Here is a 16531-nt window from a genome sequence, read left to right as displayed (position 1 = left end):
ATTAATTCTAGTTAAATGAGAAGTAGATCGTTGGTTTCAACAGTCTAGGAAAAGCAAAACCAACTTGCAATGATAAGCTTGTTACATTTCTTATATATTGAATTATGTTGCTGAAGTTTTGTTCTGTGCTTCGCACTCACGTCTAACTTCTTCAATAATTTTGAGTTCTTCTTTACTCAACGGTTGAGTTTTTGAACTCTGTGAGGTAAAGCTTGGGTCAAGTTCAGACAAACGTTGGCAAAGTACGTTCATGCGTTTTTCGTTCTTTTGCATGCGATCAAGTAAAACACGAATGCCTTCTAAAATAGGATCTGACTGATCCTGTGTTGTCGCATAAGGTTCGAAACCAATACTTTCTGCATAGTCACGGCGACTGACTTCGTCTTGTTCGATTTGACTTTTGTCTTTGAAAATATAGCGGGCAGGGTTACCAACAGCAGTTACACCAGCAGGTACTTCTTTGGTTACAACTGCATTTGAGCCGACTTTGGCACCTTTATGTACTGTAAACGGTCCCAAGATTTTTGCACCAGCACCAACAACAACGCCATCTTCAAGTGTTGGATGACGTTTGCCTTTATTCCATGTGGTTCCACCTAAGGTGACACTATGATAAAGCGTTACATCATCACCGATCTCAGCTGTTTCACCAATCACCACACCCATGCCGTGATCGATAAAAAATCGCTTACCAATTTTTGCACCAGGATGAATCTCAATACCCGTTGCAAAGCGGCTAAAAGAAGAAAGTAGGCGGGCAGTGCCTTTGTATTCTTTTTTCCAAAGCTCATGTGCCATGCGATGCATAATCAGTGCATGGATACCTGGATAGGTGGTCAGGACTTCTAATGTATTGCGAGCCGCAGGATCACGCGCAAATACAGCTTCGATATCTTCTTTTAGCTGTTTAATCATGATTATGATCCTCCGTATTAGTCTTTTTCCATGAACCTTGGGCTAATGCCTGTACGCGGCTAAATATTCCACGTAATAAATGATACTCCATACGATCTAATTGTATCCTTCCGAATAGACGACGCAAGCGTAATGGGAGTAAACGGGGATTATTTGGATCTAAAAACTCAATTTCAGTCAACATTTTTTCTAAATGAGGATAAAACTGTTCCATTTGTTGTTGTGTAACCAATGGTTCATCCCATTCCATGCTTTGTTGTTGCTTCAGTTGCATGTGGTCATCTGGCTTGTCTTGAACCTGAGTGTTTTGTTCAAGCGCAGCCATTCTTAATTCATAGCAGACCACTTGAATCGCTTGCGCAACATTGAGTACGCCATATTCAGGGTTTACTGGAATGGTTAAGTGATAATTGGCTAGGGCTAATTCTTCATTGGTAAGTCCACGATCTTCACGCCCAAACACAATTGCAATATTTTGTTGTTTGGTTGCAGCATCTAATGCTTCTTTTGCAGCGGGTCGAACATCTAGCAATGGCCATGGAATCGTACGACTACGTGCACTGGTCCCAAACACCATATGACAATCTTGAATCGCTTGTTCCAAAGTTTCAACAATTTCAATTTGTTCAATTAAATCTTGCGCACCTGCTGCCAGTGCATCAATATCCGGATGTGGATAGGTCTTAGGTGCGACGAGTACAAGTTTTGATAAACCCATGGTTTTCATTGCGCGTAAGGCACTACCAATATTGGCTGGTAGGGTGGTATTGACCATAACAATACGCACATGATCCAAATGTTTGGACACATTGTTTGAGTCAAACAGGTTCATATATTATCCAAAATTAAGAGTATTGAGAGACTTCAGCTTGATAAAGATCCAGTGCTTCATCCATTGACATATTGTCTGGTGGAGGAGCTACCGTTGCAACTTTAGGTGCCTCAGCTGCTTTTGCAGCCTTCGATTTCACTTGGTATTCGATGAAAATGGTTTCTTTGCCAAAATAATCGCGTAATTTTCCAAGTAATTCATCTAATGGCACAACTTTCCATTGTGCACCTAAATGTAATTCAGCAGTTGCGAAGCTTTGTTCAAGCAGGATTTGCAGACCAATATGCTGACACATATCGATATTACAATAAGGTAATAGGATCGCCTGTAGATCCTTGGCTAAAGATTTGGTCATCAAATCTTGAGGGAGGCGAATTTGAATGCTTTGCGCTCGTTTTTGGCGAATTTCATTCAAATTAAAAGCTTTACTTAATCGTGCCATCGGGCGATCAAAGCCTTCACGCTCGTAAACTTCACCCTCAATCACCACAACCTGTTCTAAACGAACAATATCTTTATAGCGTTGGAAACGCTCATGGTTACAGCTAATTTCAACACGTGCTGTACCATCATCGAGTGTGATCATGATACGGTTCGGGAAGTTGGCAATATCAACCACCAGACCTGCAAAAACCGTAGTTACACCACGACGTGTCGGAGTGAGTTCATTCAGTTTGGCAGAAATGAATGATTTTAATTCAGGGCGGTAAACATCAATTGGGTGACCTGTGAGATACAAGCCAAGTGTGTCTTTTTCACCTTTGAGGCGAACTTCATCTGCCCATGGTTTTACAGGCTTGGCAGGTTTACGCTGAACTTCTTCAACTTCACCAAACAAGTCCATGATACCTGTTTCACGATTACTTCGAGCTTGATCAGCTGCTTGGACTGCTTCAGGTAATTGAGCCATTAAACTTGAGCGTTCAATACCAAGACAATCCAGCGCACCTGCACGAATCAAAGCTTCTAAGGTACGCTTATTGATTTTTTTCAGATCAATACGATGACAGAAATCAAATAGATCTTTATATGGGCCTTCATTAATTCGTGAATCGATGACCGATTGCATCGCCTGTTCACCAACACCTTTAATTGCACCTAAGCCGTAGACAATGGTTTGTTCGTCACTGGCATGGAAGTGATATAAAGACATGTTGACCGAAGGTGGCAGTACTTCTAACTTGTTATTACGGCAGTCGTCAATCAAGAATACGATACTGTCCGTATTCTGCATTTCCGATGATAAAACGGCCGCCATAAACTCAGCAGGGTAATGTGCTTTTAACCAAGCCGTATGATAGGCAACTAGGGCATAGGCAGCGGCATGTGATTTGTTAAAACCATAACCTGCGAATTTTTCCATATAGTCGAAAATATGGTTAGCAGTTGCTTCATCAATATCTTTTTTCGATGCACCTTCAATAAAGATTTGGCGTTGTTTCACCATTTCTTCAGGTTTCTTTTTACCCATAGCTCGACGAAGTAAATCCGCGCCGCCAAGGGTATAACCTGCACAGAACTGTGCAGCCTGCATTACCTGTTCTTGGTAAACCATAATCCCGTAGGTCGGTTCTAACACACCTTCCAATAAAGGATGTAGATATTCAAACTCACCACCATGCATACGGTGGATAAAGTCAGGAATAAGATCCATAGGACCTGGTCGATATAAGGATACGAAAGCAATAATTTCTTCAAATTTGCTTGGTCTTGCTTCCTTAAGCATTTTTTTCATGCCGACGGATTCAAACTGGAATACCGCTGTGGTATTTGCATTGGCAAAGACCAGATAGGCATCTTTGTCATCCAGTGGGACATCGGCAATATTAAGTGGTATTTCAGCCTTGATTCTTTTATTAATATTTTGAACCGCATCTTCAATCACGGTCAGGTTACGTAAACCCAAGAAGTCAAACTTAACCAGACCTGCTGCTTCTACGTCATCTTTATCGTATTGCGCGACACGGTTAGTGCCATCTGCATCACACAATACTGCAGAGTAATCGGTAATTTTACCTGGCGCAATAACGACACCACCCGCATGTTTACCTGTATTACGGGTAATACCTTCAAGTTTGAGTGCCATTTCCCAGATTTCAGCAGCATCATCATTGTCAGGGTTGGATGGATTGGTGACGATATCTTTAAGCTGAGGTTCCATATCAATTGCAGTCGCTAAATCGACACCAAGCGGTTTGGTTGGAACCATTTTTGAGATACGGTCAGCAAGACCATAAGACTTACCTAGGACACGTGCTACATCTCGAATCGCACCTTTCGCAGCCATGGTACCGAAAGTTGCAATCTGTGATACCGCTTGGCGGCCATAATTTTGAGCTACATATTCAATGACACGGTCACGACCTGCGATACAGAAATCGACGTCGAAATCGGGCATCGAAACACGTTCTGGGTTTAAGAAACGTTCAAATAGTAGATCATAACGTAATGGGTCAAGATCGGTAATTTTTAAACTGTAGGCAACCAGTGAACCAGCACCCGAACCACGACCAGGACCAACAGGTACGCCATTATTTTTGGCCCACTGAATAAAGTCCATGACGATCAGGAAGTAGCCAGGGAATCCCATCTTGAGAATGATATCAACTTCGTATTTGATTCGTTCATCATAAGGTTTACGAATTTCTGCCCAATCTTCATCACGTGCAGCAATTGGATAAAGATGATTTAAACGTTCCTCTAAACCTGTACGAGACAAATGTTCAAAATAGGTGTCGATGGTATAGCCATCGGGAATAGGGAAGTCAGGTAAGAAATAAGTGCCGAGTTGTAATTTGACATTACAACGCTTTGCGATATGGTAGCTATTTTCTATGGCACTCGGAATGTCTGAGAAAAGTTCAGACATTTGCTCGCCAGTTTTGAAATATTGTTCAGGTGTATAATTCTTAGGACGTTTGTCATCCCCAAGCACATAACCATCGGCGATACAAACACGTGCCTCATGTGCTTCAAAATCATCTTGTTCAACAAAATGAACATCATTATGCGCAACAACACCAATTTGATATTTTGCTGCGAGTTTTACTGCTTGCTGAATGAAATCTTCTTCACCAGCACGTTCAGTCCGTGTAAACGCCAAATAGACACGATTTCCAAACTTTTCAATCCACGCTTCTAATAAAGGTTCAGCTTTTTGTGGATTGGAAGAACAGAGCATTTTACCAACATCACTGTGTTGGCCCAGTAAGACAATCAGATCTTCAGCTTGTTCAAGTACCCATTCTTTTTGTACGCATGGGAGACTGAGTTGCTGGCCTTCAATAAAACCGCGAGACACGATTTCAGTCAGGTTTCGCCAACCTTTGCTGCTCATCGCTAATAAGGTTGTGCGGTGCTCTGCATCATTCAGTCGAATGACGCTGCCCAGAATCGGTTTAATACCTTTTTTTAAACATGCCTCATAAAACTTGACTGCGGCATGCAGATTCGATAAATCTGTGAGTGCCAATGCTGGCATTTCTTCTTTAACGGCAGCTTTGACCAAATCAGGTATGCGAACAATCGATTCCGTAATCGAGAATTCTGTGTGGATACCGAGATGAACAAACCGCATAGAAGGACTATCCTTTTTCAAAGCAACGCATAGTTTAGCATGCAAACCGAAAATGACATGCTTAATATTTTGGCAAACCGTGTCTTTGCTTTGTTATTTTTATAAAATATTAAAAATTAGTCTTTGATTTTTCAATCAATATAAATTTTAGTTTACATAAGGTGTTTTGCAGCTAGAATGTAATCGAATAAAAATGTAGCAATGTGAGCGAAATAATGAAACTAAAAAACATCGTACTTTCAATATTATTAACTAGTAGTCTATTTACCTTTAGTCATGCAGAAGATGTGTCTTTTAGTCAAGAACTTGTACAACAAGCAAAAACGGGGGATGCCACTGCACAGAATAATTTAGGCGATGCTTATTATTATGGAAATGAGGTTGATCAAGATTTTGCTAAGGCCTTGGAATGGTTTAAAAAAGCAGCTGCTAAAGGCAATGCCGATGCGATTTTCTCGGTTGGCTATATGTATGACTACGGTGAAGGTATAGAAGAAGATAATCCAACAGCTTTAAAGTGGTATACCCAAGCCGCGCAAAAAGGACAACTCTATGCGCAATACTATTTAGGTTATTTATATCTTTATGGTGATGATGGTGTGAAGGTAAATACCCCAAAAGGACTGGAGTGGATGAGCAAGTCAGCCGATGCTGGTTTGGATATGGCACAAGCAGAACTGGGACATTTATATAATGATGGTGGTGAAGGTGTACCTCAGGATTTGAAAAAAGCACTGCATTATTACCAGTTAGCTGCAAAACAAGATGAATCTTCTGCAATCAATAATTTGGGTATTTTTTACTTAGAAGGCAAGGCTGGGTTAAAGCAAGATTATAAAGAAGCGTTGCGTTTATTCAGTCTGGCTTCGGGTGCAGGTAATGGTTTAGGTTCTTCAAATATTGCCTATGTGTATGAGGAGGCTAAGGGGGTTGCTAAAAACTATAAAAAGGCAGCGGAATTTTATGAATTGGCAGTGGTGCAAGGTGAGGACGAAGCTCTGCTGGATTTAGCACGTATATACGAAAAAGGTGGTTTTGGCTTAGCTAAAAATTTAAAGAAAGCAAAAGAATACGAAACACAATGGGATGAGTTGCAGGATTCGGATTCTTAAATAAAAAAGCCCCCATAAATTAATGGGGGCTTTTTTATTAACGCATTTTTGCTAAGAAGCGACTCAAGCGATTGATCGCTTCACGCAGTTCATTTTCAGCAGGCAAGAACACCACACGAAAATGATCAGGTGTTGGCCAGTTAAAGCCTGTGCCTTGGACCAACAAGACTTTCTCAGCTTTTAATAGATCCAGCATCAGTTTTTCATCATCTTCGATTGGATAAACTGTCGGATCAAGTTTAGGGAAACAGTACATTGCGCCATCTGGTTTAACACAACTTACCCCAGGGATTTCATTCAGCATTTCCCAAGCGATATTGCGCTGTTCGTACAAACGACCACCTGGACGAATCAAATCATTAATCGACTGATAACCGCCTAACGCGGTTTGAATTGCATATTGCGCTTGGTGGTTGGCACATAAGCGCATTGAAGCCAGCATATCTAAGCCTTCGATATAATCTGCTGCACGCGCTTTATCGCCTGTAATCGCCATCCAACCCGCGCGATAACCTGCAATACGGTACGCTTTTGATAAGCCATTGAAAGAAATACATAGCTGATCGCCAGCCAATGCTGCAACAGCTACATGCTCAATCCCATCGTAAACAATTTTGTCGTAAATTTCATCAGCAAATAAAATCAGGTCATGTTTTTTCGCCAAAGCCACAATTTGCTCTAATACATGACGAGGATAGACTGAACCTGTCGGATTGTTTGGATTGATAATCACAATGCCGCGTGTATTCGGTGTGATTTTGCTTTCCATATCTGCAATGTCAGGATACCAGTAGTTTTCAGAATCACACTTATAGTGAATTGCTGTACCACCCGAAAGATTCACTGCTGCTGTCCATAATGGATAATCAGGCATAGGCACCAGCATTTCATCGCCGTCATCAAGTAGGCCTTGCATCGCCATCACGATCAGTTCAGAAACACCATTACCGACATACACATCATTGACATGCATATCAAAAATGCCTTTTTGCTGGTAGTACTGGCAAATGGCTTTACGCGCAGGGAAAATCCCTTTCGAATCAGTATAACCAATTGCATTTGGAAGGTTTAAAGCAACGTCATTAATAATTTCTTGTGGGGCTTCAAAACCAAAAGGTGCAGGGTTGCCGATATTCAGTTTGATGATCTTATGTCCTTGCTCCTCCATTTCGTTGGCGGCGCGTAATACTGGTCCACGAATGTCATAACAAACATGCTCAAGCTTAGATGATTTTTTAATTTCTCGGCTTGATTGGGTAGACTGGGGAACAACAGTATTTTTTGACATAGCTGGATTCACTTTTGCATATCGGTATAAATAACTTTTAAAGGTTTCAACACTTACCAAATTTAGATCGTGTTGATCTCTCAGCAATTCAACAATTTTTTCATGGGTGAAACCTGATTGTTGATATTGTCTGATGGTTGGTAATAAGTTTTGGAAAACCACACTTTTTTTCTGAGACATTTTTTGTCCTATACAACCGTGCGAAATTAGAATAACACCATATTTGCTTACGCAAAAGACAATATTGTTAAAATTTGCTTACCGAATAAATTTTATTTGCTTTCTTTTTGCTATTTTTGATTTAAATGCTTAAATTTCACTAAATTGTACGATCTGAGACTAGAGTTTTTTTTTCGAATGGCGTAAATATAAAACCTGATCATTAAGATAGTTCTAACATCAGAATAAAAGGTGCAGGTTATGGGAAAAGTGAATAAAACAGACCGGGAATGGCAAAGAGAATTATCACCTGAAGAATACCGCATAACTCGTCAAAAGGGCACAGAACCCGCATTTACAGGACAATATTGGAACAATAAGCAGCATGGCACGTATGTTTGTCGTTGTTGCGGTGCGGAATTATTTTCTTCTGAAACGAAATATGATAGTGGCTGTGGTTGGCCAAGTTTTTTTAGGCCGATTGATGGTGTGGCTATAGAAGAACATGAAGATTTGTCGCATGGTATGGTCAGAACGGAAATTGTCTGCCATGATTGCGATGCACATTTGGGCCATGTGTTTGAGGATGGTCCACAGCCGACAGGACTGCGTTACTGCGTGAATTCGGCATCATTACAACTTAAAACAGAAGAAAAGAATGACGAGGAAACTTATCCATGAGTAACATTTATCAGTTTGAAGCTGAATTGTTAGAGGGAGAAACAAAAGCGCTCGCTGATTATAAAGGCAAGGTCATGCTGATTGTAAATACTGCAAGTAAGTGTGGCTTTACTCCACAATTTGCAGGACTTGAGAAACTTTATGAAAAATATAATGCTCAAGGATTAGAAGTTTTAGGTTTTCCATGTAATCAATTTGGAGGACAAGATCCAGGTACGAATAAAGAGATTGGGACTTTTTGCCAGCGCAATTATGGGGTCAGTTTTCCTATGTTTGCCAAGGTGGATGTTAAAGGGCCAGAAGCCCACGTGATTTTCCGCTATTTAACTCGTGAAGCAAAAGGGCTTCTAGGTAGTCGTAACATCAAATGGAACTTTACTAAGTTCTTGGTGGGGCGTAATGGGGAAGTTTTGGAGCGTTATGCGCCAACGACCAAGCCAGAGGCTTTGGAAGCTGATATTGAAAAAGCTTTGGCAAAATAAAGAATGATAAGCATAGGTTGAGGTTTAAATTATTTTGGACTCAACAGTTGAATTTTGGAGTGATCCAGATATGCCTTATGTTGAAACACGTAAGGCATGTCAAAGTCGAATCTGCTATAAATCCCATAGCCATCCTACTTTTTCAATCGGTGCTGTTGATATTGGAAAGAGCCGCTTTTCAAGTACTTTTGCACAAGAGCAAGTCATTCAAGCAGAGAGTTTGGTGGTTATTCCATCGCATGTAGAACATTCTTGTAATCCTTTACCTGATCAGGCATGGAGTTACCAGATGATGCATTTGGATGCTGCTTGGTTAGCGACCTTGATTGAAGAACTGCACCAAGATATTGCTTTAGAAACTGATAGACAAACAATATATCTCCCTCAATTAAGACCAACTATTGTTGATGATGTAAAAGCCTACGACGCATTTACAACATTGAATCGGCGACTATTTAACGAGCAGATTTCAGTATTCGAAAAAGAACAGTGTTTAATTCAAACCTTAACAGAGATTCTAATACCGAGCTTCCATTGGGAAAAGATCCATTCTTCTCATTATTTTCAGAAGCATCTTCCCGACTTATTGGAATGCCTTGAAGGCAATATTGAGAATCTGTCTTTGTACGAGCTTTCCGAAAAGATGAATATGAGTCGTTATGCGTTAATACGATTATTTAAACATTACTTTGGATTAACCCCACATGCTTATCAGTTGAACTATAAGGTCAACCAAGCTCGGCAGCGTTTAAGAGAACCTGATGGTGATTTAGCACGATTGGCATACGAACTCGATTTTAGCGATCAAAGTCATTTTCATCGCGTTTTTAAGCAACATACAGGCATAACACCCAAGCAATATTATAAGAAATCTTAGCCCACGCAATTTTATACAAGAACAAAGCACCGTACTTTTCTAAGCTGACTCCGATTCATTTGGAGAGCATCTATGCAGCTTTTTCTGACCATCGCCATCGCGCACTTTATTGCATTACTGACACCTGGCGCAGATTTCTTTTTAATTTTAAAAACTTTGTTAGAGAGCCAGAAAAAGGCCGCGAGATTCACCTGTGCAGGCATTGCATTGGGGAATGCCATCATACTGATCAGCATTTATTTGAGTCTATTTATCATTGGTCAGGTGAATACCGAATTATTCATCCTCATGAAGTGGTTGGGTGTTGTTTATTTTGCATATTTGGCGATTCAATGTTTCCGTTTGGCTCAATCAGCACAGAGGGTCAATGACCTTGCTGAGAAACGTGTTCATCAACCGAACAAGAATGCTTACCTCAAAGCGTTTCTCTCGGGATTACTTTCCAGTTTGTTGAACCCGAAGAATTTGTTGTTCTATAGCGTGTTGGTCATCTTGATTTATCCGCAATATAATTTTGTTCAAAATACTTTACTATGTCTTTGGATGGTTGGGTTAGTGTTGATCTGGAATCTCGCTATTGTTCAATTGATCGGTTCAAGTATTTACCTGTCGTGGTTAAATCGGCATCTGCGCCATTTATATTATTTAGCAGGACTCAGTTTTTTGTTATTTATGCTGGTACTGATCATGTATTAAATAAAAAGACGGTCAAATGACCGTCTTTTTTATGCAAGCTTATTGAGTGGGTTCAATAGGTTGATGTGGTGACTTCCTAAAGCTATGGATCTTGCGATTAATATCATCGATAAAGGTGTACACCACAGGAATCACCAATAAGGATAAGAAGGTACTGGTAATCAAGCCACCAATGACCGAGATTGCCATTGGTGCACGGAAACTTGGATCAGTACCAATCCCGAGTGCAATTGGTAACATCCCAGCACCCATGGCCAGCGTAGTCATAATGATTGGACGTGCTCGTTTATGGCAGGCATCGAGTAGAGCATTGAATCGTGAATAATGCTTTTCATTCCTTGCGATAATCGCGTAATCGACCAGTAGAATCGAGTTCTTACTGGCAATCCCCATCAGCATAATCAGACCAATCAAACTTGGCATTGAGAAACTGCTTTTAGCTAAAAGCAGCATCACGAATGCACCACCGAGGGATAAAGGTAAGGCCACCAGAATGGTAATTGGCTGTAAAAAATCTTTAAATAACAATACCAACACAACGTAGATACACAGTACACCTGTGAGCATTGCTAAACCAAAACTAGAGAACAATTCCTGCATCACTTCAGCATCACCAATATTGGTACGCTTCACCGTAGGTGGTAAATTCTTCATGGTTGGTAGTTGATCAACTTTGGCAGCAATATCTCCCAACGGTTGATTATTCAATTCAATATTGAAGTTAATGTTACGTAAACGGTTGAAACGGTCAATTTGTGATGGACCACTTTCGATATTGACGTCTGCAATGGTACCGAGCATCACAGGACCTCGACTACCTTTCACCATCAAGCGTTTCATGAGTTCCTGATCTTGACGGGCAGCCAGTGGAAGTTTAATCACGACAGGCACTTGCCGTTGAGATAAGTTCAATTTCGCAAGGTTTTGATCAAAATCACCCGCAGTCGCGATTCGTAAAGTCTCAGCAATATCGTAAGTGGTCACACCTAAATCAGCCGCTTTGGCAAAATCAGGGCGAATCACTAACTCAGGACGGATCAAGGCTGCACTCGAGGTGATACTGCCTACATTCGGAATGGTACGTAATTCGCGTTCTAGGCTACGTGCCGTTGCCATCAATGCTTCTGGATCATCACCTGATAAAGCCAGTTGGTATTGACTGTTGTTACCCGCTAAACCAACTTGAATGCGTGCACCCGGAAGTGGGGCAAGGCGTTGGCGTAGTTGATCTTCGATGTCTTGTAAGCTGGCACTACGATCAGAGCGTTCCGTGGTTTGAATCGTGAGCGTTGCTTTGCGCGGTTCGCTTGATGCACCACCTGCAAAAGGATCTGTTCCCGCAGCACCGCCACCAATCGTGGTATAGATACTTTTAATTTCAGGATGATCTTTAATCAGCGTACGTGCATATTCGGCAGTCTTAAGTGTATCTCCAAACTGTGAACCCGGGGTAAGCTCCAAACGAACTTGCGTTTGTCCTGTATCGGGTGGTGGGACAAAACCTGTAGGTAGCAATGGAATTAGCATGACTGAACAGATAAAAAAGGCAATTGCACCAGCTAAAGTGATCCAGCGATGATTGAGACACCATGTCACCAAACGCATGTAGCCACGCATAACTTTGCCGTCTTTAGCACGGTCTTTGGTCAGACTGCTTGTGCCTTGATCAGTAGCTGTTTGTACTGTTGCTGATTCATCCTGTTGTTCAACTTTACCGACCCATGGTTTCAGAATATAGGCGGACATCATTGGGGTGAGTAAACGCGCAACAAGCAGTGAGGCAAAGATTGCAAGAGCCGCTGTCCAACCAAACTGAACAAAGAATTTACCTGCGATACCACTCATAAACGCAGTGGGTAGGAATACGGCAATCAATGTGAAGGTGGTGGCAATTACGGCCAGACCAATTTCATCGGCTGCTTCCATGGCCGCCTCATAGGGTGTTTTCCCCATGCGTAAATGCCGTATGATATTTTCAATCTCAACGATGGCATCATCGACCAGAATACCCACCACCAATGACATGGCTAAAAGCGTAACGGTATTGAGGGTAAAGCCAAAGAAATACATGCCAATTAAGGCAGGTAAAATTGATAATGGTAGGGCAGTTGCAGCAATAATGGTGGCACGCCAGTCACGTAAAAATAGCCACACCACCAAGATCGCTAATATTGCACCTTCATACAACAGTGACATCGAGCCCTCATAGTTATCTTCGACTGGCTTTACAAAGTTAAAGGCTTCGTTGATTTTAATATCGGGATGTGCGGCTTTAAGTTTATCTAATGCGATGACGACACCTTTTTCTACATCGACTTCACTGGCACCTTTACTTCGCGTGATTTCGAAGCCAATCACAGGTTGACCATTCAATAGTGCCGCGGAACGCCGTTCAGCCATACCATCACGAACAGTTGCAACCTGATCCAAACGAATATGTCGACCATCACTGAGGGCAATATCCATTGCACCAATTTCATCAGCTGTTTTTACCGTCGCAATGGTGCGGATGGATTGTTCACTGCCACCGATTTTGGTTTGACCGCCAGAAGCATCTTGCTGAATCAAACGTAGTTGACGGGTAATGTCGGTTGCAGTTGCATTCAGCGCCAATAGTTTTTCAGGATCAAGTTCGACTTCAACCTGACGTGTGACGCCACCAACGCGAGCAACCGCACCAACGCCTTTAACCTGCAACATCGCGCGGGCGATATCATAGTCTACGAACCATGACAGTGCTTCTTCATCCATCTTTGGCGATTGAATGGTGTAGGTCAGGATTGGAGAACCTGAAAGATTGATCTTACTGACAATCGGATCTCGTAGATCGGCAGGTAGGTCAGAACGAACTTGTGACACCGCATTGCGTACATCATCCACAGCTTCTTGTAGAGGTTTTTCTAATTGAAACTCCGCTGTGACAGTGACAACACCATCTTGAATGTTAGTGTACTGATTTCTCAAACCTTGCAGAGTTGCAATCGAGTTTTCAATCTTACGCGCGACTTCGGTTTCAAGCTGAGGTGGTGCAGCCCCGGGTAATGCCGCTGTGACAGTGACCATGGGTAGTTCAATGTCAGGGAACTGCTGGATCTTCATCCATTTAAAACAGAGCAATCCTGCCAAACCCAGCATAATAAATAACAGAATACCGGGAATTGGGTTTCGGATTGACCAAGCGGAGAAATTCATATCATTTCTCCTGTGTGGTCACAAGTTGTTTGCTAAGTGGTGTCTCTGGAATGTCTTTGGCGATACTCACCAGATCTCCATCAGCTAAGAAACCTGTACCCGAAGAAACCACTTTTACATTGGCGGGTAAATTCAAGAGTTCGACGCGATCTCCCAAACGGCGACCAACAGTGACTTTCTGCTGGGTGACACGATTCTTGTCATTGACAATAAAGACATATGAAAAACCATCACGTAATAGTAGGGCTGTTTGCGGAACCGTCAATGCGAGTTTCTGACCTAAATCAAATTCACCTTTAACAAACATGCCCATACGCACAGCCTGTGTGGTTGGAATATCCACATAAACCAAGCCATAGCGGGTTTGTGGATCAATCACAGGTGCAATCATTCTGACTTTACCTGTTACAGCAGGTTGCGCAGGGTCAGGTGAAACAATATGTGCGGTCATGCCTTGTTTAAGCTTGTATAAATCCGATGTGGTCACTTCGGCACGCCATTCTAAACGATGATCACGAATCAGGCGGAACAGCTCTTGGCCTGTTTGTGCAAGAGATCCGACCGTTGCTGTACGGGCTGAAATGACGCCATTGTCAGGTGAAACCACTTGAGTCTGTGCTAAGCGTAATTGATTACTTTCAATTTGTGCTTTGGCTGCATCTAGACGCGCTTGAGCTGTTGCTTGAGAGGTTTGATACTGAGTAGACTCTTGCGCTGAAATTGCGCCTGTATTTTTCAGTTGCTGGATACGTTTATTGTTGGTAATCGCATCTGCCAATACTGCTTGAGCTTCTGCATAACTGGCTTTGGCTGCTGCCAAATCGGCACGGATGGTTTCGCTATTAATTTCAGCTAAGACCTGACCACGACGAACTTCATCGCCGACATTGACATTCACACGGGTAAGACGCTGGCCTGAGAGTTCGCTGCCAATCACCACTTCCTGCCATGCCGCAATGTTGCCATTGGCAGTAAAGGTTTGCTCCCAATTTTGTTGTTGGGGCTGAACAATTGTGACGGTTAAAGCGGCTTTTTGTTCGGTGGTATCTGCATTTTTAGCTTTTTCAGGATTCACTGATTTTTTAGCAGTTCCAGTCTGCCAAATTACAACTGCAATAATTAAAAGTACAACCGCAATTGCTAAAATGAGCCAACCCTTTTTCTTTATTTTCTTGGGAGTTTGAGAAGTCATCTTTCCATAGTCATCAAGTTTTGATGGCTAAGTATAGACGAAGATTTCTACAGTTGGTCAATAGCCCATAGACAGATAAAAAAATTAATAAAGTCGCTTATGTTTATTACTTTTAAGCTTAGGAAAAGTGTGAATTGTTTCAATTCCGCACTTTTTATTCTACCCAAAATGATAATTATTGCTTAAAGAGGCAGTAAACGATTTGAGACTACATTTTTCATGACAATGGTTGAAGTTAGACGCTGTACATTGGGCAAGGCAGACAGGCTGTCGTCATAGAGTTTCTGAAAACTGGCCAAGTCTTTAGCAACGACGTGTAGTAGATAATCTGGATTTCCAAATAATCGTTGTGCCTGAATCACATTGGCAATTTCAATGACTTTTTCTTCAAAGCTAGAAAGCGCTTTTTTATCCCCATCTTTTAAGGTGACAAAGATGATCGCCGAGAAATTAAGGCCGATTTTTGAGGCTTCTAGATCAGCGTGATAGCCTTTGATCACACCACTTTCTTCTAATGCTTTAACACGACGATGGCAAGGCGACAGGCTTAAACCAATTCTTTCCGCCAGTTCTGTGATAGATAGTCGCCCATTTGCTTGTAGTTCAGCAATAATTTTCTTATCAATGCGATCCATTTAGAAGAATCTCCCTTGGGGCTTTGAAGATATAGAAGCATTTGGAATAACATTTTCACCATTAAAGCATATCCTTTCTCAACAATCTTCACCAAATGGTGAAAAAGAAAACGATCAAAGGTCGTATTGTCGATGTGGGAAGGGCTTTGCTTATGGAACTCAGTGTCATTTTTGCTTTTTGGTGCGTTTCGATCTTATTCGTATTAACGCCTGGCGCCGATTGGGCTTATGCCATTCTTGCAGGCATCAAAGGTAAATTTATACTGAATGCCGTCACTGGCTTGGTGCTTGGGCATTTCATGGCGATCTTATGTGTTGCAGCTGGTGTGGGCGCTTTGGTGCAACACTATCCAATTTTACTCACAGCGATGACAATCATGGGCGCTTGTTATTTGTTATGGATGGGCATCAATCTATTTATACATCCAGCGACCATTTCAACTGAGACCGATACAACGCAATCGCTTGATTCAGCAGGTTCATGGTTGATTAAAGGTGTGGGGATTAGTGGCTTAAACCCGAAAGTATTGCTGTTATTTTTTGCCTTGTTGCCACCGTTTATTCACCCACAAATGGCATTTTCACCAACCGTACAAATTATTTTGCTAGGGCTCATTCATTTAATCAGTTGTGCTGTGGTGTATATGTTGGTTGGTATAGCAGCCAAGAAATTGCTTAGAAGCAGACCACGTGCAGTAAAAGCAGTCAGTCGTATTTCGGGCGGACTGATGATGCTCATCGCAGCAATCCTATTTATTGGGCAAATTTAAAATAAATGTTCCATTCTGCCTATTTATATAGCTTTAAATTTATCATTATTGAATTCATGATGTTAATTTTAATAGGGTTCGGGTTTTAAAAATCATAAAATTGTACAGTGGCGCATATAGGTA

At 41.7% G+C, this 16531-nt stretch carries 13 protein-coding genes; 6 read left to right on the top strand and 7 right to left on the bottom strand.

Going from position 1 to position 16531, the window contains the following annotated elements; genetic code table 11:
• Positions 1-102: 102 nt before the first annotated feature.
• From cysE to dnaE, 3 genes are read right to left on the bottom strand one after another with little or no spacing between them, the layout of a single operon-like run.
• Positions 103-915 (bottom strand): serine O-acetyltransferase, encoded by an 813-nt coding sequence (gene cysE, locus FPL17_RS07085; RefSeq protein WP_005189488.1) that lies wholly within the window; start codon positions 913-915, stop codon positions 103-105.
• Positions 908-1747 (bottom strand): RNA methyltransferase, encoded by an 840-nt coding sequence (locus FPL17_RS07080; protein WP_004807869.1) that lies wholly within the window; start codon positions 1745-1747, stop codon positions 908-910. Before FPL17_RS07080 ends, cysE begins: the two co-directional genes overlap by 8 nt.
• A gap of 13 nt (positions 1748-1760) precedes the next feature.
• Positions 1761-5324, bottom strand: coding sequence for a DNA polymerase III subunit alpha (dnaE, locus tag FPL17_RS07075; RefSeq protein ID WP_159884189.1), 3564 nt, complete (start codon positions 5322-5324; stop codon positions 1761-1763).
• Between the two features lie 215 nt (positions 5325-5539).
• Here dnaE and FPL17_RS07070 point away from each other — a divergent pair, with 215 nt between their 5' ends.
• Positions 5540-6436: a tetratricopeptide repeat protein gene (locus tag FPL17_RS07070; protein ID WP_159884187.1), complete on the top strand. Its 897-nt coding sequence runs from the start codon at positions 5540-5542 to the stop codon at positions 6434-6436.
• Positions 6437-6473: 37 nt separating this feature from the next.
• Here FPL17_RS07070 and FPL17_RS07065 read toward each other — a convergent pair whose 3' ends face one another.
• Positions 6474-7904 carry a pyridoxal phosphate-dependent aminotransferase gene (locus FPL17_RS07065; RefSeq protein WP_159884185.1) on the bottom strand — a complete coding sequence of 477 codons (1431 nt, stop codon included), beginning with the start codon at positions 7902-7904 and terminating at the stop codon, positions 6474-6476.
• 240 nt (positions 7905-8144) lie between these two features.
• Between FPL17_RS07065 and msrB the strand changes: the two genes are divergently transcribed.
• The 4 genes from msrB (at position 8145) to FPL17_RS07045 (ending at position 10619) form a co-directional block, all read left to right on the top strand.
• Positions 8145-8564 carry a peptide-methionine (R)-S-oxide reductase MsrB gene (gene msrB, locus FPL17_RS07060; RefSeq protein WP_005152257.1) on the top strand — a complete coding sequence of 140 codons (420 nt, stop codon included), beginning with the start codon at positions 8145-8147 and terminating at the stop codon, positions 8562-8564.
• Complete coding sequence (locus tag FPL17_RS07055) at positions 8561-9046, top strand: glutathione peroxidase (RefSeq protein WP_005189470.1); 486 nt, start codon at positions 8561-8563, stop codon at positions 9044-9046. Before msrB ends, FPL17_RS07055 begins: the two co-directional genes overlap by 4 nt.
• Before the next feature lie 70 nt (positions 9047-9116).
• Positions 9117-9923: an AraC family transcriptional regulator gene (locus FPL17_RS07050; protein ID WP_159884183.1), complete on the top strand. Its 807-nt coding sequence runs from the start codon at positions 9117-9119 to the stop codon at positions 9921-9923.
• Positions 9924-9995: 72 nt separating this feature from the next.
• Complete coding sequence (locus FPL17_RS07045; protein ID WP_159884181.1) at positions 9996-10619, top strand: LysE family translocator; 624 nt, start codon at positions 9996-9998, stop codon at positions 10617-10619.
• A gap of 39 nt (positions 10620-10658) precedes the next feature.
• Here the strand turns inward: FPL17_RS07045 and FPL17_RS07040 are convergent, their stop codons facing one another.
• From FPL17_RS07040 to FPL17_RS07030, 3 genes are all read right to left on the bottom strand, one after another.
• Positions 10659-13811, bottom strand: coding sequence for an efflux RND transporter permease subunit (locus tag FPL17_RS07040; protein WP_159884179.1), 3153 nt, complete (start codon positions 13809-13811; stop codon positions 10659-10661).
• Between the two features lies 1 nt (position 13812).
• Positions 13813-15003 (bottom strand): efflux RND transporter periplasmic adaptor subunit, encoded by a 1191-nt coding sequence (locus FPL17_RS07035; protein WP_151715832.1) that lies wholly within the window; start codon positions 15001-15003, stop codon positions 13813-13815.
• A gap of 182 nt (positions 15004-15185) precedes the next feature.
• Positions 15186-15638: an Lrp/AsnC family transcriptional regulator gene (locus tag FPL17_RS07030; RefSeq protein WP_004807851.1), complete on the bottom strand. Its 453-nt coding sequence runs from the start codon at positions 15636-15638 to the stop codon at positions 15186-15188.
• 152 nt (positions 15639-15790) lie between these two features.
• Here FPL17_RS07030 and FPL17_RS07025 point away from each other — a divergent pair, with 152 nt between their 5' ends.
• Entirely contained in the window at positions 15791-16408 is a 618-nt protein-coding gene (locus tag FPL17_RS07025) for a LysE family translocator (protein ID WP_159884177.1), read from the top strand.
• Positions 16409-16531 lie beyond the last annotated feature (123 nt).

The organism is Acinetobacter dispersus (assembly GCF_009884975.1).
Classification (GTDB): domain Bacteria; phylum Pseudomonadota; class Gammaproteobacteria; order Pseudomonadales; family Moraxellaceae; genus Acinetobacter; species Acinetobacter dispersus.
The sequence above is the reverse complement of the archived record's forward strand: the minus strand, read 5'-3'. Positions and strand labels throughout refer to the sequence as shown.